The sequence below is a fragment of the Fructobacillus sp. EFB-N1 genome, from assembly GCF_001038455.1.
GTDB classification, from domain to species: Bacteria; Bacillota; Bacilli; order Lactobacillales; family Lactobacillaceae; genus Fructobacillus; species Fructobacillus cardui.
Map to the genome: position 1 here is coordinate 1 of NZ_LDUY01000001.1, position 22,796 is coordinate 22,796.

At 45.0% G+C, this 22,796-nt stretch carries 21 protein-coding genes; 19 read left to right on the forward strand and 2 right to left on the reverse strand.

Annotation, left to right across the window (positions count from 1 at the left end):
- Nucleotides 1-77 precede the first annotated feature (77 nt).
- The 4 genes from FEFB_RS00005 to FEFB_RS00020 all read left to right on the forward strand — a co-directional run bounded on the left by FEFB_RS00005 (nt 78) and on the right by FEFB_RS00020 (nt 2,555).
- Nucleotides 78-335: a P-loop NTPase fold protein gene (locus tag FEFB_RS00005; protein ID WP_369795886.1), complete on the forward strand. Its 258-nt coding sequence runs from the start codon at nt 78-80 to the stop codon at nt 333-335.
- A gap of 304 nt (nt 336-639) precedes the next feature.
- The gene (locus FEFB_RS00010; protein ID WP_047974208.1) at nt 640-843 is read left to right on the forward strand and encodes a hypothetical protein; all 204 of its coding nucleotides are present in this window, start codon (nt 640-642) and stop codon (nt 841-843) included.
- Between the two features lie 157 nt (nt 844-1,000).
- Nucleotides 1,001-1,519 (forward strand): hypothetical protein, encoded by a 519-nt coding sequence (locus FEFB_RS00015; RefSeq protein WP_047974209.1) that lies wholly within the window; start codon nt 1,001-1,003, stop codon nt 1,517-1,519.
- A 112-nt stretch (nt 1,520-1,631) separates the two neighbouring features.
- Entirely contained in the window at nt 1,632-2,555 is a 924-nt protein-coding gene (locus FEFB_RS00020) for an aldo/keto reductase (protein ID WP_047974210.1), read from the forward strand.
- 142 nt (nt 2,556-2,697) lie between these two features.
- Here FEFB_RS00020 and rpsT read toward each other — a convergent pair whose 3' ends face one another.
- Together rpsT and rpsO are read right to left on the reverse strand one after the other, a co-directional pair.
- The gene (gene rpsT / locus FEFB_RS00025; RefSeq protein WP_047974211.1) at nt 2,698-2,949 is read right to left on the reverse strand and encodes a 30S ribosomal protein S20; all 252 of its coding nucleotides are present in this window, start codon (nt 2,947-2,949) and stop codon (nt 2,698-2,700) included.
- 46 nt (nt 2,950-2,995) lie between these two features.
- Entirely contained in the window at nt 2,996-3,265 is a 270-nt protein-coding gene (gene rpsO, locus FEFB_RS00030; RefSeq protein ID WP_047974261.1) for a 30S ribosomal protein S15, read from the reverse strand.
- 299 nt (nt 3,266-3,564) lie between these two features.
- Between rpsO and gatC the strand changes: the two genes are divergently transcribed.
- The 15 genes from gatC (at nt 3,565) to rnc (ending at nt 22,783) form a co-directional block, all read left to right on the forward strand.
- The gene (gene gatC / locus FEFB_RS00035; RefSeq protein ID WP_047974212.1) at nt 3,565-3,873 is read left to right on the forward strand and encodes an Asp-tRNA(Asn)/Glu-tRNA(Gln) amidotransferase subunit GatC; all 309 of its coding nucleotides are present in this window, start codon (nt 3,565-3,567) and stop codon (nt 3,871-3,873) included.
- Nucleotides 3,873-5,336 (forward strand): Asp-tRNA(Asn)/Glu-tRNA(Gln) amidotransferase subunit GatA, encoded by a 1,464-nt coding sequence (gene gatA, locus FEFB_RS00040; RefSeq protein WP_047974213.1) that lies wholly within the window; start codon nt 3,873-3,875, stop codon nt 5,334-5,336. The genes gatC and gatA overlap by 1 nt, the downstream gene beginning before the upstream one ends.
- An 11-nt stretch (nt 5,337-5,347) precedes the next feature.
- The gene (gatB, locus tag FEFB_RS00045) at nt 5,348-6,799 is read left to right on the forward strand and encodes an Asp-tRNA(Asn)/Glu-tRNA(Gln) amidotransferase subunit GatB (protein WP_047974214.1); all 1,452 of its coding nucleotides are present in this window, start codon (nt 5,348-5,350) and stop codon (nt 6,797-6,799) included.
- Between the two features lie 153 nt (nt 6,800-6,952).
- A complete protein-coding gene (locus FEFB_RS00050) occupies nt 6,953-8,020 on the forward strand; it encodes a diacylglycerol kinase family lipid kinase (RefSeq protein ID WP_047974215.1) in 1,068 nt (355 codons plus the stop codon).
- Between the two features lie 2 nt (nt 8,021-8,022).
- Complete coding sequence (gene rlmD / locus FEFB_RS00055) at nt 8,023-9,408, forward strand: 23S rRNA (uracil(1939)-C(5))-methyltransferase RlmD (RefSeq protein WP_047974216.1); 1,386 nt, start codon at nt 8,023-8,025, stop codon at nt 9,406-9,408.
- Between the two features lie 66 nt (nt 9,409-9,474).
- Nucleotides 9,475-10,071 carry a GNAT family N-acetyltransferase gene (locus tag FEFB_RS00060; RefSeq protein WP_047974217.1) on the forward strand — a complete coding sequence of 199 codons (597 nt, stop codon included), beginning with the start codon at nt 9,475-9,477 and terminating at the stop codon, nt 10,069-10,071.
- A 93-nt stretch (nt 10,072-10,164) separates the two neighbouring features.
- Complete coding sequence (gene mutS / locus FEFB_RS00065; protein WP_047974218.1) at nt 10,165-12,900, forward strand: DNA mismatch repair protein MutS; 2,736 nt, start codon at nt 10,165-10,167, stop codon at nt 12,898-12,900.
- The gene (gene mutL, locus FEFB_RS00070; protein WP_047974219.1) at nt 12,893-15,016 is read left to right on the forward strand and encodes a DNA mismatch repair endonuclease MutL; all 2,124 of its coding nucleotides are present in this window, start codon (nt 12,893-12,895) and stop codon (nt 15,014-15,016) included. Before mutS ends, mutL begins: the two co-directional genes overlap by 8 nt.
- 85 nt (nt 15,017-15,101) lie before the next feature.
- A complete protein-coding gene (locus FEFB_RS00075) occupies nt 15,102-15,587 on the forward strand; it encodes a DUF1456 family protein (protein ID WP_047974220.1) in 486 nt (161 codons plus the stop codon).
- Nucleotides 15,588-15,712: 125 nt separating this feature from the next.
- The gene (gene murB, locus FEFB_RS00080) at nt 15,713-16,591 is read left to right on the forward strand and encodes a UDP-N-acetylmuramate dehydrogenase (RefSeq protein ID WP_047974221.1); all 879 of its coding nucleotides are present in this window, start codon (nt 15,713-15,715) and stop codon (nt 16,589-16,591) included.
- 3 nt (nt 16,592-16,594) lie between these two features.
- On the forward strand, nt 16,595-18,694 hold the full coding sequence (locus FEFB_RS00085; protein WP_047974222.1) for a sodium:proton antiporter: 2,100 nt from the start codon (nt 16,595-16,597) through the stop codon (nt 18,692-18,694).
- Nucleotides 18,695-18,696: 2 nt separating this feature from the next.
- A complete protein-coding gene (gene cdaA, locus FEFB_RS00090; RefSeq protein WP_047974223.1) occupies nt 18,697-19,521 on the forward strand; it encodes a diadenylate cyclase CdaA in 825 nt (274 codons plus the stop codon).
- A complete protein-coding gene (locus tag FEFB_RS00095; protein ID WP_047974224.1) occupies nt 19,518-20,540 on the forward strand; it encodes a YbbR-like domain-containing protein in 1,023 nt (340 codons plus the stop codon). The genes cdaA and FEFB_RS00095 overlap by 4 nt, the downstream gene beginning before the upstream one ends.
- A 57-nt stretch (nt 20,541-20,597) precedes the next feature.
- The gene (glmM, locus tag FEFB_RS00100; protein WP_047974225.1) at nt 20,598-21,962 is read left to right on the forward strand and encodes a phosphoglucosamine mutase; all 1,365 of its coding nucleotides are present in this window, start codon (nt 20,598-20,600) and stop codon (nt 21,960-21,962) included.
- A gap of 119 nt (nt 21,963-22,081) precedes the next feature.
- Nucleotides 22,082-22,783, forward strand: a complete 702-nt coding sequence (gene rnc / locus FEFB_RS00105) for a ribonuclease III (protein WP_047974226.1) — start codon at nt 22,082-22,084, stop codon at nt 22,781-22,783.
- Nucleotides 22,784-22,796 lie beyond the last annotated feature (13 nt).

Sequence of the window (22,796 nt, forward strand, 5' to 3'; positions counted from 1 at the left end):
AAATTTAGTCATAAGAAAAACCCTGAAAGTTATACAACTTTCAGGGTACAGGTCAGTTCCTGTTAACAAAAGGAAAAATTAAAAAGAAAATTTTGATTGTGGATGATTTTGATCGATTAACGGCTGATCAACAGATTGAAACGTATAAGTTGTTTAGTCTTTTAAAAGGACGTGTTTCGATTATTTTTGTGGGTGACTATCAGAGAATTGTAAAGCAAAATATTAAGAAAAGCGCTCATGAAGAAGATACTTATAAAGTAAGTGAAAATTATTTAGTAAAAATTATTGATAAGAGATTAGAATTACCCAGATTGTTGGCGACAATAAATATTTAGGATGAGTATTTTTCAGATGTATCCCGAAATTTAAAAATTAGCTATCCTTTGACGTTAAGAAATTTGGCTATTTCGGAAGGCAGAACTTTACGAGATAGAGAGCAATTTAATAATTATTTTAACCAGATGTTTGTGTTTCAAAGAAAATATGGACGTGTTAGCAGTTGGGAGCAATTAATAATTATATATATTTATTTCATTCAAAAATATATGATGAAATTGTTAATGGTACTTATGATGAAAAAAATATCCGGACTCTCAAGAACCCTTTGATAATTTTAATGGAAAATATAGTATTAATCGAATGGTTAAAGATTTATTTGAAGTTATATCGGGATTAAAGGATCCTCGTGATATTGCAAGTAATCAATATTTTATTTATGAAAATCCAACTGGATTAAGTGAATTTGAATTTCTTAAGATTATTAACAATAAAGAGTTTCTTGCTAATAGAATTCGTCATGATGATAATGATGCCCTATTACAACAATTAAGAGATAACTCTTAGTTACGACAATAGAGAAAAACTACAAGAAGCTGCCTTAGCAGCATTTAAGCAAGGAGTCCGTAATAATATTGTTTATGTGATTTTGCGTGATTTCAAATAGAACTGTAAAAATCTAATTTCGGACGAACAGATAACTGAGAAAAAAATATTAAATGTAATGAGAAAAGTTCTAGAAAATAACGGATACGATTTCTCAGAACAAATTTTATTCCTTCAATGTTTTAGCTTTTGGTCAATTGAGAAACTTAGCCCATTAGTTGGAGAAGAACTTGGAGAGAGTATTTTGAAAACCTTTTCATTTAGGCATCCGATTTATGTTTTACTGAGGTATTTATCTCTTAATTATGTTTATGGAAAACCCGATGAATGGAGCGAAGAGGTTTTTAATGCTGCCAATCGGCTTTCAGAAGATGAATTTATCTTTTTCGCTCAACAGGGAAGAATTTTGATGGATGAACATTTAAGAAATTGGTATGGAGTGAAGACACAGTATCCGAAGGTTTTAGGCGAAAATGAATATTATCTTATTTCATATGTAAAACAAGATGATGGTCAGATATTGGATAATCGGCTAGTTCTGAAAAAATTAGACGTAGCGTTGAACAACCTGAGGGTAAGCGGCATTATATTAATAAATATAAATCAAGCGGATAAAGAACAAGAGAGATTCTTTTAGTCTTTAATCTTTCTTTTTCTTTTGATTTACAATTTCTTCTTTTTTTAGTTTACAATACTTATGAACGTTTTTTTAAAATAACACACGTAACGGATTCAGGAGGAACAAACGCATGGCAAAAGAAGTAACAATTGGCAAGACCGATGTGAAGACAACCAAGCTTGGTTTGGGGACCAACAAGGTCGGTGGCCACAACCTTTTTCCTGGTTTGAAGGATGAAGACGGCTATGCCTTGGTTAAGGAAGCCTTGGACGCAGGAGTGGTCTTGATTGATACTGCCTATATGTACGGGGAAGGCCGATCTGAGGAAATTATCGGTGATGTCATCCAAGATTATGACCGATCAAAGATTGTGATTGCGACCAAGGGTGCTCAGGATGCCAGTAACGGCAATAAGCCCAACAATAGTCCAGCATTCTTGAAGCAGGCCGTCGAGGACTCCTTGAAGCGTTTGAAGACGGATTATATCGATATCTTCTACATCCACTTCCCAGATGAAGCAACACCAAAGGACGAGGCTGTTGCTGCATTGAACGAATTGAAGGAAGCTGGTAAGATTCGTGCAATTGGGGTGTCAAACTTTAGCCTTGATCAGATTAAAGAGGCGAATAAGAATAACCAGGTTGATATTGTCGAAGACCACTACAGTTTGGTTTATCGTGGGGCTGAAAAGGATGAGTGGACTTACTTGAAGGAAAATAAGATTTCCTTTGTTCCATACTTCCCATTGGCATCTGGTCTTTTGACGGGTAAGTACACGAAGGACGATTACGCTAAGTTTGAAAAGCAATATAGTCAGGACCAATTTAACACCATTTTGTCTGCCTTGGACAAGGTGAAGGCGATTGCCGATGGCCATGGTGTCACTGTTGCCCAAACAATCTTGGCTTGGTACATTGTTAACCCTGCCATTGGCGCCGTGATTCCTGGTGCACGTAATGCTGATCAGGTGGAAGCAAACGTTAAGGCCTTGGATGTTGATTTAACGCAAGACGAATATGAGCAAATTGATCAGGCGTTTGCGGCTTTTAAGTAATCACGATTATAAGATCAGCAGCTGGTCATGATTGTGCAAGTCATGAGCGATAGTTGACAACTTGCTAGCAAATAAAGGATCTCAACAAAAAATCCCCAAACTAATAAAGAGTTGGGGGATTTCGTTTATCAATATTAATTGATTACTTTACGTACTTAGCCAAACGTGACTTTTGACGTGAAGCCTTGTTCTTCTTGATCAATCCCTTTGATTGGGCGTGATCGATAGCTGATGATACTTGCTTGTACATTTCAGCAGTATCAGCAGATCCGGCCTTGGCAGCCTTCAAGAAGCGCTTAACGGCAGTGCGGTAAGCTGACTTTTGTGGTTCGTTACGATCGTGCTGCTTAGCACTCAAACGAACTCGTTGAATTGATGATTCAATAATTGGCATATGTCCGTCTCCTTAAATTTGATTCTGGTTATTTGTAAGCAAAAGCTTAACGACGCAAACCTAAGCGCTTGATCAATTCACGGTAACGCGTAACGTCAGTACCACGGAGGTAACGGAGCAAGTTACGACGGCGACCGATCTTCTTCAAAAGACCACGTTGTGAATGAAAATCATGCTTGTGCGTTTCCATGTGACCGTTCAATTCGTTGATGTCAGCAGTCAAAACTGCAACTTGAACTTCCACTGAACCAGTATCGCCTTCATGGCGGGCGTATTCCTTCATGATTTCGTTCTTACGTTCTTGTGTAAGGGCCATAATCATTTCCACCTTTCTTAAATGTCTCCAAGTGCTGAGAGAAACGACGGTGAGACGTTAATCCAAGGACTTGGACAGTTGTTTTGACAACATGACTAATTATACGGGTTTTTCAAAAAAAATCAAGGATGCCTTGACACTCAAGGAAAAATCAGCTTCATCCTTTTCTTAATTGGCAAGCATTCTGCCATTTAGCAGGGGCAACTATGGGCTTTTATGGTAGAATAGAACAGTAATTACATCAGAAAGGATAGCCTTGAAAAAGACGAAGAAATCCGCTTTTTCAGGCAGGTGACCCCATGGCAACATCAATTTCAAAAGAAGAAGTCGCTCACGTTGCTGACTTGGCCAAGCTGAGCTTTTCCGACCAGGAACTTGAGCACTTCACTGGACAACTCCAGGAAATCGTGGCAATGTGCGAGAAGATGGCAGAGGTGGATACAACCAATGTCGAGCCAACTTTCTCAGTAACACCGAATGTGAACCATTTACGAGAAGATGTTGCGGACAATTGGCATGAAAAGAAGGCCTTGTTGGCCCAAGCACCAGACGAGGCAGCCGACTTAATTAAGGTGCCCGCTATTTTGAACGGGGAGGACGAAGCTTAATGACTTTTAATTATTTTGACAAGACCTTAGCCGACTTGAATGCTGATTTGAAAGCTGGCAAAATCACGGCCGAAGAATTGACCAAGGAAACTTTGGCCAACATTCAGGCAACTGATGAAGACTTGCAAGCTTTCGTCCGGATGCACGAAGACGAAGCCTTAGCCAAGGCTCGTGCCGTCGATGAAAAGGGTGATTTCTCAAATCCTTTGGCTGGAATTCCAATGGCTATCAAGGACAATATCGCCACAAACGGTTTGGAAACAACGGGTGCTTCCCACATTTTGTCAGGGTTCAAGCCAGTTTATGATGCAACGGTCACAACCAAGTTGAACGATGCCGGTGCCGTTATCGTTGGTAAGGCCAACATGGATGAATTCGCCATGGGTGGGTCAACCGAAACTTCTTACTACAAGAAGACGAAGAATGCCTGGGACCACACGAAGGTTCCCGGTGGTTCATCTGGTGGATCGGCTGCGGCTGTTGCTGCTGGTCAGGTTCCTTATGCGCTTGGTTCTGATACTGGTGGATCGATTCGTCAGCCAGCCGCCTTCAACGGTTTGGTGGGGATGAAGCCAACTTATGGTCGAGTATCACGTTTTGGACTCTTTGCCATGGCTTCATCTTTGGACCAAATCGGTCCATTGACCCGGACGGTCAAGGACAACGCCTTGGTTTTGAATGCCATTTCTGGTTTTGACAAGAAGGACTCAACTTCTGTTGAATTGGAAGTTCCTGATTTTGCCGAAAAGATTGGTCAAGACATCAAGGGCATGAAGATTGCCGTTCCTGAAGAATACTTCCAAGAAGGAATTTCAGATGAAGTGGCCACACAGGTTAAGGCTGCCATTGTCCAATTAGAAGCCATGGGAGCAACCGTTGATAAGGTTTCATTACCACACACGCAATACGGGGTTGCTGCTTACTACATCTTGATGTCATCAGAAGCTTCTTCAAACTTGCAGCGTTACGACGGTATCCGTTACGGTTTCCGTGCACCAGATGCTAAGTCATTGGAAGAAGTTTATAAGAACACTCGAACGGAAGGTTTCGGAGACGAAGTTAAGCGCCGGATTATGTTGGGAACATTCTCCCTTTCAGCTGGTGCCTACGATGCCTTCTTCAAGAAGGCCGCTCAAATTCGAACATTGATTATCGGAGACTTTAATAAGGTCTTTGCTGACTATGATTTGATTGTTGGCCCAACGACACCAACTCAACCTTACGGTATTGGTGAAGAAATCGGTGATCCAAAGACCATGTACTTGGGCGATGTTTTGACGATTCCAGTGAACTTGGCTGGTTTGCCAGGACTGTCCATCAATGCTGGCTTTAATGGTGGCATGCCAGTCGGTATGCAGTTGATTGGTAAGCCATTTGATGAAGCAACCCTTTACCAAGTTGCTTATGCCTTTGAACAAGTAAACCACTTCTACGACCAACATCCGGTTGTCGAAGGGAAATAAGGAGGGGACAAATGGCAAACGAAAACTTTGAAACAACCATTGGGCTTGAAGTCCACGTTGAAATGCAGACAAATTCTAAGCTGCTGTCACCTTCACCCGTTCACTATGGGGATGCGCCTAACGAAAACACCAACGTAATCGACTGGGGTTACCCAGGGGTCTTGCCTGTTGCTAACAAGGGTGCTATTGAGTACGGTATGCGTGTAGCTTTGGCTTTGCATGCTGAAATCACAGAAGACATTCGTTGGGACCGGAAGAACTACGTTTATCCGGATAACCCAAAGTCATACCAGACAACCCAAATGCGAACACCATTGGGGCGTCACGGCTACCTAGACGTTAACATGCCTGATGGTAGCGTAAAGCGAATTGGGATTGAAGAACTCCACGTTGAAGAAGATGCTGGAAAGAACACCCACGGTACCGATGGTTATTCATACGTTGATTTGAACCGTCAGGGAACACCGTTGGTTGAAATCGTGTCCAAGCCTGATTTGTCTTCACCAGAGGAAGCCTACGCTTATCTGGAACAATTGCGTCGAGTTGTCTTGTTTACGGGTGTTTCGGAAGCCAAGATGCAAGAAGGACAGATGCGAGCTGATGTCAACGTGTCATTGCGTCCACGAGGGTCAAAGACCTATGGAACACGAGTGGAAATGAAGAACATTAACTCCTTCCACTATGTCCAATCTGCTTTGGAATTCGAAGAACGTCGTCAGGCACAGGTTATTCGTTCTGGTGGCAAGGTCCGCCAGGAAACTCGTCGTTACGATGAGCCAACCAAGTCAACGCTCTTGATGCGGGTTAAGGAAGTGGCGGATGATTACCGTTACTTCCCAGAACCTGATTTGTCACCAATCCACATTGATCAAGCCTGGATTGACCGTGTTCAAGCTGAATTGCCAAAGTCAGCAGGGGACCGACAAGTGGCCTATGTACAAGACCTTGGTTTGGAACAATACGATGCCGAAGTCTTGACGCAAACGTTGGCAATGGCGAACTTCTTTGACGCCGCTGTCAATGCTGGAGCCGATTCAAAATCAGCTGCAAAGCGTGTTGCCAACTACTTAATCGGCGACGTGAACGCCTACTTGAACAAGAACCAGGTTGAATTGCAGGATACTGATTTGACTCCTGAAAACTTGGCCGGCATGGTGAAGTTAATTGAAGACGGTACCATCTCAACTAAGCAAGCCAAGAAGGTCTTTGAGGCCATCATGGAAGGTGAAGAGCCCGAAGCCTACGCTAAGGCACAAGGTTTGGTTCAGATTTCTGACCCAGCCGTTTTGACACCAATGATTAATGAGGTCTTGGATGACAACCCACAGTCAATTGAAGACTTTAAGGGTGGTAAGGACCGGGCAACTGGCTTCTTGATTGGCCAGTTGATGAAGAAGTCCAAGGGTCAGGCCAACCCTGGTGTCTTGAACAAGCTTTTGTTAGCCGAGTTGAACAAGCGCTAACCAATAATCAAGCAGTAATTGTCGGTTGACCAAAGTGGTTGGCCTTGTTACTGTCATAAAAGCACCGCTTTGCGGGCTTTTGTACATATATTTTAGGAGGAAGTCGAGGCTTTACTGATTGTAGGAATGGTCGGGAAGCTTTGCAGGTGAGTCATGAAACGAGCACGAATTATCTATAACCCCAGTTCGGGTCGGGAAACAGCGAAAAGGGAAATGTTAGGCATTATCCGAGTATATGAAGAGGCGGGGTACGAAACATCGACCTATGCCACCACTCCGGAACCTTTTTCAGCACAAAAGGAAGCGACCCGAGCCGCCTTCGAGGGCTTTGATTTAATCGTAGCTGCTGGTGGTGACGGGACAATCAACGAGGTTGTCAACGGGATTGCGCCCTTGAAGCGTCGGCCTAAAATGGCGATTATTCCGGCTGGGACAACCAACGACTACGCCCGAGCCCTGAAGGTTTCTCGTGATGATCCATTGGAAGCTGCCAAGGTGATTTTGAAAGGGCAGACGATTAAGATGGATATCGGTCGGATTTCGACTCGAGGTGGCTTAGTGGAAGAGGAAGGGCAAATTTCGGCCCCCGCCGATGCCCGCTACTTTATGAATATTGCTGCCTTGGGGACGCTTTCCGAAGTAACTTATGCCGTACCGTCCGTGATGAAGTCACTTTATGGTTACTTGGCCTACTTGGTTAAGGGGGCCGAGTTATTGACCCGGTTGGAACCGGTGAAGGCCAAGGTTGTTTATGATGACGGCGAGTATGATGGCGACATCTCGATGATTTTCTTGGCCCTGACCAATTCGGTTGGTGGCTTTGAATCCATCGTGCCCGATGCCAAATTAGATGACGGTCAATTTACGCTATTGATTGTTAAGGCCGCTAACTTGTGGCAGATTACGCAGTTGGCCGCTCAGGTTTTGAACGGTTCACACGTGAATAACCCACAGCTGATTTATAAGAAGACGTCAAAGGTTGAAATCACACCACTATCAGATGACGACCACCCAATCAAGGTGAACCTTGATGGTGAGTATGGTGGGGATGCGCCGATGACCTTTGAGAACTTAAAACAGCACATTGAATTCGTTGCTAATTTGTCAGCTATTGACGTAGATGCAACGAATGCTAAGATTCAAGAAGAGTTCATGGAACAGGTTGAAGCCCTTGAGGCGACCCAGCACGAACCCAAAGCAGATGAGAAGGAAAAGTACTAAGCATGGCTAAAGCCAACCGCACAATTAAACAGGCCGCTCCGGTCCATAAAAATGAAGTCATCACTGCTTCAGTGACCGATTTAACTTATCAAGGCCTTGGCGTGGCGAAGGTGGATGGTTTTCCGCTCTTTGTAACTGATGCTCTTCCTGGTGAAAAGGCCGAAATTTTGGTGACAAAGGTCCTAAAAAATTACGGCTTTGCCCGTGTAAAACGTTTGTTGGAAAAATCAGCAGACCGAGTTGAATTAACGGACCAGTTGGCCTTAACGACAGGGATTGCGCCGCTAGCAAACTTGGCTTATCCGGCCCAGTTGGCCTGGAAAAAGTCCCAGGTACAGGAATTATTTAAGAAGGCCCGCCTCGACGTTGAGGTGGCCGATACAATTGGGATGACGGACCCAACCCATTACCGAAATAAGGCGCAAGTACCGGCGCGAATGATTAACGGTCGCCTAGAAACTGGCTTTTTCCGGCGTGGATCGCACAAGTTAATTCCGACCGATTCCTTTTACATCCAAGACCAAGCCGTGGATGAAGCAATCCGCGTGACACGGGATGTCTTACAAGAGTTTGGCATTTTGGCCTATGATGAAAAAGAGGACCGTGGTGTTATCCGCCATGTGATGGCTCGAATTGGTAAAGCAACCGGTGAATTAATGGTCGTTTTGGTGACGAAAACCAAGAAGTTACCAGAAGCAGAGGCAATTGCAGCCGAACTAAAGGCGCGCTTACCAAAGCTCGAATCGGTGATTCAAAATGTCAATAAGGCCCAAACAAATGTGATTATGGGTTATCAAAATCAGGTTTTGTGGGGCAAGCCCGCTATTGAGGATATCTTGCTGGGTAAGAAGTACCTGATTGGCCCTAATTCTTTCTACCAGGTCAATCCCGAAACGACTGCTAAGCTTTACCAGTTGGCGAAGGAAAAGGCTGAATTGAAGAAGACCGATATCGTGATTGATGCCTACTGTGGAATCGGAACGATTGCCTTGACTGTGGCGAACGATGTGGCCGAAGTTTATGGGGTCGAATTGGTCGAAGCGGCCATTGACGATGCCGAGGAAAACGCACGCATTAACCAAGTCACCAATAGCCACTTTGTTGCGGCCGATGCGCCAAGTCAGATGCTCAAGTGGGCTGAAGAAGGCCTCAAGGCGGATGTTGTCTTTGTTGATCCGCCTCGAAAGGGCTTAACAGCTGATTTTATTGAAGCCGTTAGTGAAATCAGTCCAAAGCGCCTGGTTTATGTTTCATGTAACCCAGCGACAATGGTGCGTGATATTAAGGATTTGGTGGACCATGGTTACGCCCTTGAGGGTGCTATCCAACCGGTCGACCAGTTCCCACAAACAACCCATGTGGAAGCAGTGGCAGTGCTGACAAAATAAGCCTAGTTGTCAGTTTGACAAGTAGGCTTTTCTTATTTCAAATACTTTTTAGGATGAGGTATCACCATGGCAACAGATCAAATTATTTTCCGTCCAGCAATAGCAGCCGATGCGGCCGAATTATTAGCGATTTATGCGCCCTACATTCGAGAAACGGCCATTACCTTTGAATACGATGTGCCGACGGTTGCTGAGTTTCAAGCACGGATTGAAACAACGTTAAAGACGCATCCTTACATCGTGGCCGTTTTGGATGGCGTGATTTTGGGTTATGCTTACACGAGCCCGATGGGCTCACGCCAAGCCTACGCCTGGTCGGTTGAAACCTCAATTTATATTCGTCAGGACGAGCGTCACCATGGTTTAGGTAAGCGCCTGTACAAAATTATTGAGCAAATTTCTCGTGATCAAAACATTATCAATGTGAATGCCTGCATCGCCGTGCCAAAGGTCGATGATGAACATCTGACATCAAATAGTCGTGATTTTCATGAGCACATGGGCTACCGCTATGTTGGCGCCTTTGACCGGATTGGCTATAAGTTTGATACTTGGTATGATTTGGTCTGGATGCAAAAGGCGGTTTGGGATTATCCAGCAGAGCCAAAGTCGGTGGTGAGCTTTGCTGATTTATTAAAAGATGGTTATCAAATTAGTGAATAAAAGAAGTCTTTTGTCAATCTGACTCGTCAAATGGCAGTGAAAGGCAAGAACAACGGTAACATCGCTTAAAAACTGTTAAGAGGAGGGCCATTTATGGCGACAAAAGAACCAACCCCGATGATGGTGCAATACCATCAAATTAAGGATCAATACCCCGATGCCTTCGTGTTTTACCGAATGGGCGATTTTTATGAGCTCTTTGAAGATGATGCAATTAAGGGGGCCAAAATTCTCGAGTTAACCTTAACCGCACGGAATAAAAATTCGGCTGAACCAATTCCAATGGCCGGGATTCCTCACCACGCCGTGTCAGCCTATATCGATATCTTGGTCGATGCTGGTCATAAGGTGGCCATTGTCGAGCAAATGGAAGATCCAGCAACGGCTAAGGGAATGGTTAAACGAGATGTTGTCCAGTTAATTACGCCGGGAACGAAGCTTTCATCAAAGAACGGGGATGGCAAGGATAATAACTTTTTGGCTGCTGTGGTGGCAACAGGATCACGTCCGGGGTATGCCGACCAGGCAGCTTTTGCCTTGTCTTATATTGATCTTTCAACTGGTGAACTGAAGGCAACGGAATTGACAGATGAGAGCGCCGTTTTAGATGAATTAGGCGCTTTGGAGGTGAAGGAAGTCGTCTTAGCAAAAGAGGGCGATTTTTCAACTCCAGCGTTGGCGGATGCCATTGGCGAAAAGGGACTGGTCGTTTCCTATCAGGGACCCGTGCAGCCTTCCGCTACGATTACTTATTTAACGAAAGATTTAAAAAATACTGCCAAGCAGACGGTTACTGGGCTACTCCTTCAGTATCTATTTGATACGCAAAAGCGGTCTTTGGACCACATTATGCCGGTTCAAACGTATGAGCGCCAGGCCTATTTGGTGTTTAACCAGGTGACACGGGTCAACTTGGATTTGGTTGAAAATGCTCGGACCAAGCAAAAGGCTGGCTCTCTTTTTGCGCTCTTAGACCAAACGAAGACGGCCATGGGTGGTCGGCTGTTGAAGCAGTGGCTGATTAAGCCTTTGAAGGATTTAGAGAAAATCCAGGCCCGCCAGGATGCCGTGGCTGCTTTTAAGGATGACTTTTTCACCCGGGGAACGGTCCAGGACCAGTTAAAGTATGTTTATGACTTGGAGCGTTTAGCCGCTAAGGCTGCTTTGGGGACGATTAATGCCCGTGATTTGGTGCAGTTAAAGCGCTCGCTGCAGGCGGTACCGAACATGCAGGCCGCTTTGAAGGCTGACCATGTTAACCCAATCTTGCAGGCTGCCGGGGAAGAAATCGACCCATTGCTGGATTTGGCCAGCCTGATTGACCAAGCCATTGTCCCTGAACCACCAATTTCGGTTCGTGATGGCGATTTAATCAAGCCGGGTTATGATGACTTGGTTGATTCTTACAACCAGGCGTTGGCCGATAACCAAGATTGGTTAGCAGCTTATCAAAAGCAAGAACAAGAAGCGACTGGCATTTCGACTTTAAAGGTCAAGTACAACAAAAACTTTGGTTACTTTATCGAAGTGACCAAGGTAAACCTCGACAAATTAGAAGAGGGACGCTACCATCGCAAGCAGACATTGACGAATGCTGAGCGGTTTACAACGCCTGAATTGAAAGAACATGAGGACCTAATTTTTGCAGCGCAGACAAAGCGTTTTGACCGTGAATATGATTTGTTCTTGGCTATTCGCGCCAAGGTCAAGGAAGAAATCAGTCGCTTGCAGACATTAGCGCAAAAGATTGCCCGTCTTGATGTTTTAGCTGCCCTGGCTGACGTTGCTGAAAACCGTCATTTTACCAAGCCAGCGTTTAAAATAGATGGCGACCGGGCATTAACGATTAAGCAGGGCCGTCATCCGGTGATTGAATCTCTCTTGGGACCCGGTGAATATGTTGCCAATGATGTCTTCTTTGACGAAAAAACCAAAATTCAACTGGTAACCGGACCGAATATGGCTGGTAAGTCAACGTACATGCGTCAGGTTGCCTTAATCGTGGTGTTGGCCCAAATGGGGGCCTTCGTGCCAGCCGATGAGGCGATTTTACCAATTTTTGATCAAATCTTTACCCGAATCGGGGCCAATGATGACCTTGTTAACGGTCGGTCAACCTTTATGGTTGAAATGGCCGAGGCAAACTTAGCTCTGCAAGGTGCAACCTCACAGTCACTGATTTTATTTGATGAATTAGGACGAGGTACGGCCACTTATGATGGAATGGCCTTGGCACAGGCAATTATTGAGTACTTGGATCAAAATCTTCATGCGACAACGATTTTTGCGACTCACTATCATGAATTAACGGCCTTGGCAGCTAGCCATCCAGCCATTCAAAACGTCCATGTTGGGGCGCAGTTAACCGACGATGGTGCCTTACACTTCCTACACCAGGTTCAGCCAGGAGCGGCCGACCGTTCTTATGGAATCCAGGTAGCCGCCTTGGCAGGATTACCTAAGTCGCTCTTAACGAATGCTGAGTCGATTTTAAAGGCTTTGGAGGCGCAGGGAGCGGGGCAAGTAGAAGGTGTTGAAGAGACGTCTTCTGTGAGCTCAAATTCTGCCGTTACTAGTACTGTTAGTCAGCCGGTGACGAGTGTTTCAACTGGGGCAATGCCAATTGGGGATGGCTTGGCACCAGACATCCCGCTCTTTGAGATTGCACCTGCCAAAGAAGTTCCAGCAGCAGTTGAAGTGGAACCAATTAATCCGGCTGACCAGAAAGCCCTTGATGAACTCGATCGGGTGAACCTTAACCAGTTGACTCCGTTGGCAGCCCTGAACTTGATTGCCAAATTACAGGAAATGAGGCAAGAAAATGACTAAAATTCATGAACTGCCTGAATTATTGGCTAACCAAATTGCGGCTGGTGAGGTGATTGAACGTCCCGCTTCCGTAGTAAAGGAATTGGTTGAAAACGCGATTGATGCTAATGCCACTCAAGTGGAAGTTGTGATTGAAAATAGTGGCTTGGATTTAATTAAAGTAATCGACAACGGCCAGGGAATTGACCAGGAAGAAGTACCACTGGCTTTTGTTCGCCACGCGACTTCGAAAATACAAGACCGGCATGATTTGTTTAATATCATGACTTTAGGTTTCCGCGGTGAAGCCTTGCCATCGATTGCGGCGGTTGCTGATGTCACTTTGCAGACCAGGACGCAGACAGCTGAAACCGGTTTTCTTTATCAGGTTAAAGGTGGCCAGGTGGCCCAAGAAGGCCCAACGGCCGGTCGCTTTGGGACTATTGTTGCCGTCCGTTCGCTGTTTTACAATACACCGGCTCGATTAAAGTATTTGAAAAAGCCGCAAACTGAGATGTCATTGATGGTGGAAACCATCAACCACCTGGCTATGGCTTATCCAAATGTTGCCTTGACGCTGAGTCATAACGGTAAGACTTTAGTGAGAACGTCTGGTAATGGCGATTTGCGGCAGGTTTTAGCAGTTGTTTATGACCGAAAAACAGCTGAAAAAATGGTTGCTTTTGAGGGCGCTTCTGATCACTTTAAGGTGAACGGCTACTTGTCTTTGCCAGAACAGACTCGGTCTTCCCGGTCTTATTTTGCCGTTTTGGTAAATCACCGTTTTGTCAAAAATTTCTCTGTTTCAAATGCGATTAGTATAGGTTATGGTTCAAAATTGATGGTTGGTCGTTTTCCAATTGGTGCTATCAATATTGAGCTGGACCCACTGTTGGTTGATGTCAATGTTCACCCTCAGAAGGCTGAGATTCGTTTGAGTGAAGAGGGGGAGCTGACGGAGTTGATTACGCAGGTCATTGCCGACCGGTTGCGTGGCGAAAACTTGATTCCTGCAGCGCTTGATAACTTGGGTCAAGGGGAAACGGCCGAAAGTCCGGATTCGGCGGCAGCTGAGCCGACCGTTCCCGTGAAGAAGTCGGCCAAAGAGGTCCTTTCTGTTCCGGTTAAGGCTGACCGGGTGGTTGAGATTGACGATGAAAATCAACTAACCGATGTGAAAGTTGCTGATTTTGCCAGCCGTTATGCCAAAGAAGAATACCGGCCGGCTTTTGCGGACGAAGACCAACCTCAGTCGAAGGTCGCTGAACCGTTAGCAGCTTACCAGCAAGACGCCCCTACTGACCAGCCAACTAGCGATGTCAAAGTGAATGGTGGCCTGTATGCTCATGCCGATACTGGCTTGGCTGCATTAGCCAATCAGGCCATGGGTTTGGATCTTGATTCACAGCAAAACGATGGGCTGAGCGGGCAGCAAAATCAGGACCAGCTTAAAGTGGCTTCTAAGCCCGTTAACCAGGATTTGGATTTAAGTGATGAGGCTAGCAAAAAGACAGGTTTTCCTAGTCTGGATTATATTGGCCAGATGCACGGGACCTTTCTCTTTGCTCAAGACCAAGATCATTTGTACTTAGTTGACCAGCATGCTGCTCAAGAGCGTTTGAATTATGAGTATTATCGACGGGTGGTTGGCCAGGTAGGCGAGGACCAGCAGCAATTGCTGGCTCCGATTACTCTGACTTATTCGACCGCAGATATGTTAAAGATTGCTGATTTTCATGAAATTTTTGAGCAGGTTGGTTTGCACCTGGAAGAATTTGGACCCAATACGATTGCTTTGTATGAGCATCCGGCCTGGATTTTAGCTGATCAGGCTGAAAGTACCATTGAAGAAATGATTGACTGGGTTCTTCATGATGGTAAGCTTACTGTAGCAGCCTTTCGCGAAAAGGCTGCGATTATGATGTCTTGTAAGCGGGCGATTAAGGCCAATTGGCATATTTCAGACGAAGAGGCAAAGACGCTCTTACGCGATTTAGCACAAGCTGAAAATCCGTATAATTGCCCCCATGGTCGGCCAGTATTGACCTCGTTTACTCTAAAGGAAATGGAGCGGATGTTTAAGCGTATTCAGGATTCACATGAATCGTGGCAGACGTACGATACTCATCCATTTTAAGCTGGGTTTAGGCAATATTTATGATGAACTTTTTAAGTCGGGCGCATAAGTTCGCCCGACTACCCGTATTTTCAAAGGAAAATTAATGAACTATAACGATACAATAATTCGGTTGTGCTATGCCCTTGATTTATCGAATCAAGATGTCATTCGACTTTTTGCCATGGGTGGCGTTAAAATTGCGCAAAAGGATTTAGACCGAATTTTGACTAAACAAGAAGATGATAGTCAACCAGATCAGGCACTTTCGGCTCATGATTTGGAGGCTTTTTTGAATGGCTTGGTGATTGATAAGCGTGGTGAACGCTTGGACAAAGATGGACATGTGGTTCCACCTACCTTTGATATGACCAAGGCTGATTTGGTCAATAATGTGACCATCAAGAAAATCAAAATTGCCATGGCCTACACATCAGATGATTTGCAACAATTATTGGCATTGGCAGGGGCGAAGGTCTCAAATGGTGAATTATCGGCGATATTGCGTCGCCCTGACCACCGGAATTACCGACCAGCTGGCGATCGTTATTTACGCAAGCTGCTAGCAGGAATGGGCAAGAAGTACCGTTAAGGCGATTTTTTGTCCGAATAGCTGAAACGAATTCAAGAAAGACGGTGCTCTTGCGCCGTCTTTTTTTCTATGAAAAGATTAAAGTTTGGTATGATAGAGAAGATAGGATACTAATGGAGAATACTATGCAAATTGCCCAAGGTTTAATACAAAAAGAGCAAGAAATTGCACCCTACGCCTACACCCAAGCCGGTGGCGTAGCGGATTATTTGGCGATTCCGACTTCAATAGCTGAGTTGACCGCCTTGCTGGATTGGGCCAAGCACGAAAGCCTGCCGGTTCATGTTTTTGGTCGGCTGTCTAACTTGGTGGTTCGTTCTGGTGGTCTACGAGGTTTGGTGATTTTGACGACCGAACTCAAGGCCGTTCAGCAAGAAAATAATCAACTGTTAGTCCAGGCTGGCTGTGACATTATTTGGTTGGCTGCCTTAGCCCGTGATAAGTCCTTAACTGGATTGGAATGGTCGGCTGGGATTCCCGGTTCCGTTGGTGGGGCGGTCTTCATGAACGCCGGTGCTTATGGTGGACAAGCCGATATGGTCGTTTCCTCTGTATTAGCGGTGATGCCTGATTTAAGCTTAAAGACTTTTACAAAGGATGAATTAGAGTTTGGCTACCGTCATTCTGTTTTTCAGGAAAACGGCGGGGTTATCGTCCAGGCAACCTTTGATCTGGCACCTGGTGACCAACAGGCTATTCAAGAAAAAATGGATCAGGTTAACCTTGCCCGTGCCAACAAGCAACCCTTGTCATGGCCATCGAATGGTTCCGTCTTTAAGCGACCAACTGGCTATTTCGCTGGTAAGTTGATTATGGATGCCGGATTGCAAGGTACACGTGTCGGTGGGGTTGAAATATCGAAGAAGCATGCCGGTTTTATGGTCAACATGGATCAAGGAACGGGCAATGACTACGAAGACTTAATTCACCTTGTTCAAGAAAAAGTTTTTGAGAAGTACCATGTTCGCCTAGAACCTGAAGTTCGTATTTTAGGAGATCGGTAGCCTATGGATATTATTGAGTTAATGATTGTCTTAGTGATTGGTGTCGCCATCTCAAGCATCATCTCTCACTTTGTTCCAGCCGTCCCGATTTCACTGTTTCAAATTGTGATTGGCTTTTTATTGGCCACGGTTGGTGGCACCTATATCGAAGTCGATTCCCACTGGTTTATGATGCTTTTTGTGGCTCCGATTCTGTTTAATGATGCCTGGCGCTTTCCGAAAAGGGAATTGTGGAAATTGCGGGTACCAATTTTAATGAATGCCATTTGGCTTGTCTTGGTGACGACCATTTTTGGGGGCTGGCTAATTCACTTTTTGATTCCAGAATTACCGATTGCTGCTTCGCTCGCCTTGGCAGCTGTGTTATCTCCAACGGATCCAATCGCGGTTCAAGCTATTGCAAAACGGGTTAAACTCCCTGAAAACCTTTTACATGTGGTGACAGGAGAGAGCTTGGTCAACGATGCGACCGGTTTGGTTTCGTTTAATACGGCTATCAAAGCAGTAGTAGCCGGGACTTTCTTATTAACGGATGCTTTGTTAAACTTTGCTTGGATGACCATGGCCGGGATTGTGACCGGCGTTATCATTGGGGCGCTGATTATTTGGCTGCGGGATTCCGTCTCACGCTTTGGCTTAGCTGATGTTGTTTTCTATACAGTGATTACAATTTTGCTACCATTTATTATTTATTGGGTAGCTGAGTATCCCATGCACGCTTCTGGTTTGATTGCCGTTGTGACGGGCGGAATCACTGCTAAAATCTTAAATGACCGTCACGTTGGCCTTTTATCGGCCGAAGCAACGATTGTTTCGGTCCATGCTTGGGAGGTCTTAGTTTACGTCTTAAATGGCCTAATCTTTGTCTTACTTGGCGTCACCTTGCCAAATGCCTTGCACAACATCTTAGAAGATACCAATATTTCCAACTTACAGGCACTGGCTTATGGCTTACTAGTCTGGTTTATTATCTTTTCTTTACGCGTTTTGTGGGCTTTGGCCATTCAAATCGGCCAGAGGTTGCGGCATAAGGCGAAGGTGGTTTCTTTTAAATCAGCCATTGTATCGGGTTTGACAGGGGTTCGAGGTGCTGTTACGATGGCCGCAGTTTTGACTATTCCTGTGGTCACCTACAAAGGCGAGCTGTTTATTGGCCGTGATTTAATGATTTTTATTGCGGCGGTAGTGGTCATCTTTTCTTTGGTAGTGGCTTCTGTCATGCTACCAGTTGTGACCAAGCAGACAACGAAGCACGATTTCACTCAACCGGAAGGCGCAACGGAGGTTGATGACGATTTGCCGGAGGAACACCGGGCTGATTTATCAGAAGATCAGGCACGCCTCTGGATTATGCGAGTTGGCATTCAGGCCTTACGGGATGTGCAAAATAATCAAAATCGGCGAATTGTCCATGAACTAATCACTCGGCGGCAAAAAAAAGTCCGCCAATTACGACGGAAGCTTCATGAGGATGAGGACCAACATGATTTTGCCGCCGAGAAGGACTTGGAGTTACAGGAAGTCGCTTTGAAGGCGGAACGTAATCGCCTCCAACAATTGTTAGTTGATGAAGAAATTACGCCCATTACCTATTCTTTGCAAGATCGGCGTCTTGATCAAATTGAGGCTGATTTGGGAACAACTCGTGATTTTTTTGCTAATAAGCGATTAAAGTGGTTGTTGCGTCGTTTGGCCGTTAAGGTGCGAATTTGGCTGGCTGAAGAAGAAAATGATCGGGTGCAAGAAGAGGCCGACCATGCCACTCGTGAACTACTAAAGGCTGCGATTGCGGCTATCTCAGCATATGTGGAGAAACAAGTTGGTGATACCGTGATGCAGCGCGTTTTACGGCAAGAAGCGTATAATTTAATTGTGATCTACCGTTTTCAAATTGAAAAGACCAAGGCGGTCTCTACATTTGATCAACAAGAAGAAGACGATCGCATGCGATTAGAGCTTGAATTAAAGGCACTAAATGCGGAACGAGATTTCACCCAGCAACTCTATGAGCAAAAACGGATTTCACGGCAAACGAGTATCAATTTAAGACAAGTAATAAACTATGCGGAAACCAGAGTTTTGGTTGGCCGCAATGAGGAGTAAAAATGGGAATTTGGGCATACATGACCAGTAGTAACCTGGTTCACCTATTAGATGTATTGATTATCTGGTTCTTGTTGTATAAGGTAATTACCTTTGTTGAAGGAACCCGTGCATTACAAATCCTTTTTGGAGTTGGTGCCATTATCTTAATCAAGGTCGTCGCTTGGTATACCGGCCTGGTGGTCGTTTCTTGGTTAATGGATCAGTTAATCACCTGGGCACCAATCGCTTTGGTTGTTATTTTCCAACAAGAAATCAGACGTGGCCTTGAAAATTTGGGTCGGCGCTTAACGGTTCGTCGCCATCACATTGATAATGAACAGGCGCGCGAATTGATTAAGGGCTTGGATATGGCTTTGGAGTATATGTCAAAGCGCCGAATTGGTGCTTTGATTACGATTAATGGCAAAGATACTCTAGAAGAGTATATTAAGACAGGGATTACCCTCGATGCCAAGGTGACAGGGCAATTATTGATTAATATCTTTATTCCCAATACGCCTTTGCATGATGGGGCGGTGATTATTAATAATGATCGGGTAGCGGTTGCTGCTGCCTACCTGCCACTATCGGAATCAACGAGAATTCCAAAGGAATTGGGAACTAGGCACCGAGCAGCCGTTGGAATTTCAGAAGCAACAGATGCCGTCACGGTGGTTGTTTCAGAAGAAACTGGTGAAATTTCCATTACCCAGCGGGGAGACTTGCTGCGGAATATGGATCGCGACTCCTACTTAAACTTCTTTGGAAAGCAGTGGATTGAGCCAGTTGGTAAGAAGAGCAAGAAATCCTTGCTGGGACAATTGTTCCGGGGGAAGAAATCATGAATAAGTGGACTTCATCAAAAATCGTGAACGTGGCTTTTTCATTTTTGTTGGCACTCTTAATTACCGCTTATGTTTTGTCAACAAAGCCGAGCTACTCAGGATCGAATAATAATCAATATACATCGCTGTTGCCCGAAAAAAAGGCAACGATTACGTCACCTTTGACGGTACAATTCAATTCTTCAGATTATGTCATTGTTGGGGCGCCAAGTTCTGTTGGTGTGACCCTTCAGGGTTCATCAGCCTTAGTAACGGCGGCTCAAAGTCATAATGAAATTCAAGCTATGGCTGATTTGCGTGGCTTAGGGGTTGGACAACATACTGTTAACGTTGCTTTGACTGGTGTTAGCTCATCGTTGACAGCGACTGCCAGTCCTCAGACTGTAACAGTCACTTTGGCAGAAAAGGATTCCGCTAAGAAGGATGTTCAAGTTCAGTATGACGATTCAAAGATTGCTTCTGGCTACCAGGTGACCAACACAACTGTTGATCCAAAAACAGTGACAATCACTGGACCAAAGGAAAACGTGGATGCTGTTGATCATGTTGGCGCCGATGTGTCCTTAAACAAAAGCACTAAATCTAACGTGACACAATCGACTAAATTAACGGCTTACGATAAGAATGGCGATGCTGTTCAGGTAACCTTATCGCAGCAAACGGCCCAAGTGTCGATGACGATTTCTAGTTCTGGATCGAGTTCAAGCTCAAGCTCCAGTTCCAGTAGTAGCAGTTCACAATCAAGTACGAGCGCGTCGTCGTCAACTACTAAGAAAGTGAGCTTAGTAGGCCAGGCGAGTGCCGGTTCAACGGACAATTTTAACATTAGTTTCAGCCCGAGTTCCGTGACAATTGCTGGCTCAAGTGATACACTAAGTAGCATTGATTCTTTGCCTGTTAGTCTGGACCTGTCCAATATTACTAGCAAAGTAACCAAGACCGTGAGCCTGACGAAACCGAGTGGCGTTGATAGCCTGTCGGATCAAAGCGTTCAGGTGACGATTAGTCCAAAGTCATAAGGTCTGATTTGTTTGCGCTAAAATTATTGGCCAACCATAAGTGGAGATAAATAAAAAATGACAGAATCGCAGTTAAAATACTTTGGAACAGATGGGGTCCGAGGCATTGCTAATGAAGGCTTAAAGCCTGAATTAGCATTGAAACTCGGTCGTGCTGGTGGGGCAATTTTGACTCGCCACAACGATAATCCTGATCGACGCCCAGTTGTAATCGTTGGTCAAGATACTCGAATTTCTTCTGAAATGTTGCAAGAGGCTTTGATTGCCGGCTTACTTTCTGTGGGCGTTGACGTGTTGAATTTGGGCGTCATTACTACGCCAGCCGTTGCTTACTTGGTTGAAGCTTTGGAAGCGGATGCCGGCATTCAAATTACGGCATCCCATAATCCAGCCGCCGATAACGGTATTAAGTTCTTTGGTCAAGACGGTTTTAAGCTTTCAGATGAGCTTGAGAGCGAAATTGAAGCACTCTTAGACGGCGATGGCTATGAAGACTTACCGCGACCAAGCGCTAAGGGGTTGGGTGTTGTTTCTCATTACCAAGAGGGTGCTCAGAAATACTTGGCCTTCTTACAGAAGACTATCCCTGGTGACTTATCTGGCTTTAAGTTAGCCTTAGATGGAGCCAATGGGGCGACTTTTGACCTTCTGCCACGTCTTTTTGCAGATTTGGGAGTTGATTTTAAAACAATGGGGACAGAACCAGACGGCTTGAATATCAACGACCAGGTTGGTTCGACTCATCCAGAGGCTTTGATTGATATGGTCAAAGAAGGGGAGTTCTCAGCTGGTTTGGCCTTTGATGGGGACGGTGACCGTTTAATCGCTGTTGATGAAAACGGTGATATTGTGGATGGTGATAAGATTATGTATATCATTGCCCGCTTTATGAACAACCAAGGTCGTTTGAAACACCAAACTGTGGTCTCAACTGTGATGTCTAACATTGGTTTCTATAAAGCGTTGGAAGCTCAAGGAATCAAATCTGTCCAGACTCAGGTCGGTGACCGCTACGTCATGGAAAAGATGGTTGAAGATGATGACAACCTTGGTGGTGAGCAGTCCGGTCATATTATTTTCCGTGACTGGGCCAAGACTGGGGATGGCTTGTTGACGGCCTTGCAACTGCTCTTTGTGATGAAGGAAACTGGGCAGTCACTGTCAGAATTGGCAGCCGATGTCACGTTATATCCACAAAAATTAGTGAACGTGAAGGTGCCGGATAAGCAGGCAATGATGCAAAATCCAGCCCTGTTGGCTAAGATTGACCAGGTTGAAAAGCAAATGGCCGGTGATGGTCGAGTCCTGGTTCGTCCTTCCGGGACGGAATCAATTGTTCGAGTAATGGCGGAAGCCAAAACCGAAGGGTTGGTTAGCACCTATGTTGATTCAATTGTTCAAGTTGTTGAAGCTGAAAAATAAAAGTTAAAAACCAAGGAAAGCCAAAGTGCTGATCCTTGGTTTTTTTCCCTGTTTTGCAACAAAAGCTGACCTAAAAATCTGTTATAATAAAAACAACTGAATTTTGAAAGGAAAACACCTTGTCACCATCTGACTTTAGTAACTTTTTAAGAGAAAAGTTTCAAATTAGTTTTAATAACTTAAACCTTTTGCAAGAGGCTTTGACCCAACGCAATTACTTGAATGAGCACCCTAAGGAACAGGGCCGGGATTACCAACGGCTCGAGTTTTTGGGTGATGCTATCATGCAGGCAACGGTGACGGAATACCTCTTTAAGCGCTATCCTGATTGGGATGAAGGCCAATTGACTGAAATGCGAATCACCATGGTTCAAACAAAGTCCTTTGCTCACTTCGCCCAAGTCATCCACCTGAACGAAGCCATTCGTTTGGGGAAGGGTGAGGAAATGAACGGTGCCCGGTCTCGTCCTTCACTTTTGGAGGATATCTGGGAAGCTTTTATCGGGGCCTTGTTCTTAGATCAGGGCCAGGCTGCCGTGGTTTCATTGTTGAACCAAACGGTCTTTGCGGCCATCGATGAAAACTTCTTTGACCAATTTATTGACTTCAAGTCCCGCTTGCAAGAAAAGTTGCAGGCTCAGGGATCTGTTGATATTACTTATCAAATTGAGAATGAAATTCGTAACGAAGACAACAGTCAGATCTTTGAAGTCTTCGTTGCGGTTGATGGCAAGACTTTGGCCCATGGGTCAGGTCAGTCCATCAAAGATGCGGAAAAGGTGGCCGCACAAAAGGCCTATCAAGATTTAACTGCCAAATAACACACAAGAGTAC

Bases quoted from the DNA above. Each gene is read 5' to 3' on its own strand.
- FEFB_RS00015 (WP_047974209.1), top strand. From the start codon at position 1,001: ATGAGAAAAGTTCTAGAAAATAACGGATACGATTTCTCAGAACAAATT.
- rpsO (WP_047974261.1), bottom strand. From the start codon at position 3,265: ATGGCCCTTACACAAGAACGTAAGAACGAAATCATGAAGGAATACGCC.
- FEFB_RS00010 (WP_047974208.1), top strand. From the start codon at position 640: ATGGTTAAAGATTTATTTGAAGTTATATCGGGATTAAAGGATCCTCGT.
- gatB (WP_047974214.1), top strand. From the start codon at position 5,348: ATGGCAAACGAAAACTTTGAAACAACCATTGGGCTTGAAGTCCACGTT.
- rpsT (WP_047974211.1), bottom strand. From the start codon at position 2,949: ATGCCAATTATTGAATCATCAATTCAACGAGTTCGTTTGAGTGCTAAG.
- gatC (WP_047974212.1), top strand. From the start codon at position 3,565: ATGGCAACATCAATTTCAAAAGAAGAAGTCGCTCACGTTGCTGACTTG.
- mutS (WP_047974218.1), top strand. From the start codon at position 10,165: ATGGCGACAAAAGAACCAACCCCGATGATGGTGCAATACCATCAAATT.
- FEFB_RS00020 (WP_047974210.1), top strand. From the start codon at position 1,632: ATGGCAAAAGAAGTAACAATTGGCAAGACCGATGTGAAGACAACCAAG.
- mutL (WP_047974219.1), top strand. From the start codon at position 12,893: ATGACTAAAATTCATGAACTGCCTGAATTATTGGCTAACCAAATTGCG.
- glmM (WP_047974225.1), top strand. From the start codon at position 20,598: ATGACAGAATCGCAGTTAAAATACTTTGGAACAGATGGGGTCCGAGGC.
- FEFB_RS00085 (WP_047974222.1), top strand. From the start codon at position 16,595: ATGGATATTATTGAGTTAATGATTGTCTTAGTGATTGGTGTCGCCATC.
- FEFB_RS00095 (WP_047974224.1), top strand. From the start codon at position 19,518: ATGAATAAGTGGACTTCATCAAAAATCGTGAACGTGGCTTTTTCATTT.
- cdaA (WP_047974223.1), top strand. From the start codon at position 18,697: ATGGGAATTTGGGCATACATGACCAGTAGTAACCTGGTTCACCTATTA.
- rlmD (WP_047974216.1), top strand. From the start codon at position 8,023: ATGGCTAAAGCCAACCGCACAATTAAACAGGCCGCTCCGGTCCATAAA.
- gatA (WP_047974213.1), top strand. From the start codon at position 3,873: ATGACTTTTAATTATTTTGACAAGACCTTAGCCGACTTGAATGCTGAT.
- FEFB_RS00060 (WP_047974217.1), top strand. From the start codon at position 9,475: ATGGCAACAGATCAAATTATTTTCCGTCCAGCAATAGCAGCCGATGCG.
- FEFB_RS00075 (WP_047974220.1), top strand. From the start codon at position 15,102: ATGAACTATAACGATACAATAATTCGGTTGTGCTATGCCCTTGATTTA.
- murB (WP_047974221.1), top strand. From the start codon at position 15,713: ATGCAAATTGCCCAAGGTTTAATACAAAAAGAGCAAGAAATTGCACCC.
- FEFB_RS00050 (WP_047974215.1), top strand. From the start codon at position 6,953: ATGAAACGAGCACGAATTATCTATAACCCCAGTTCGGGTCGGGAAACA.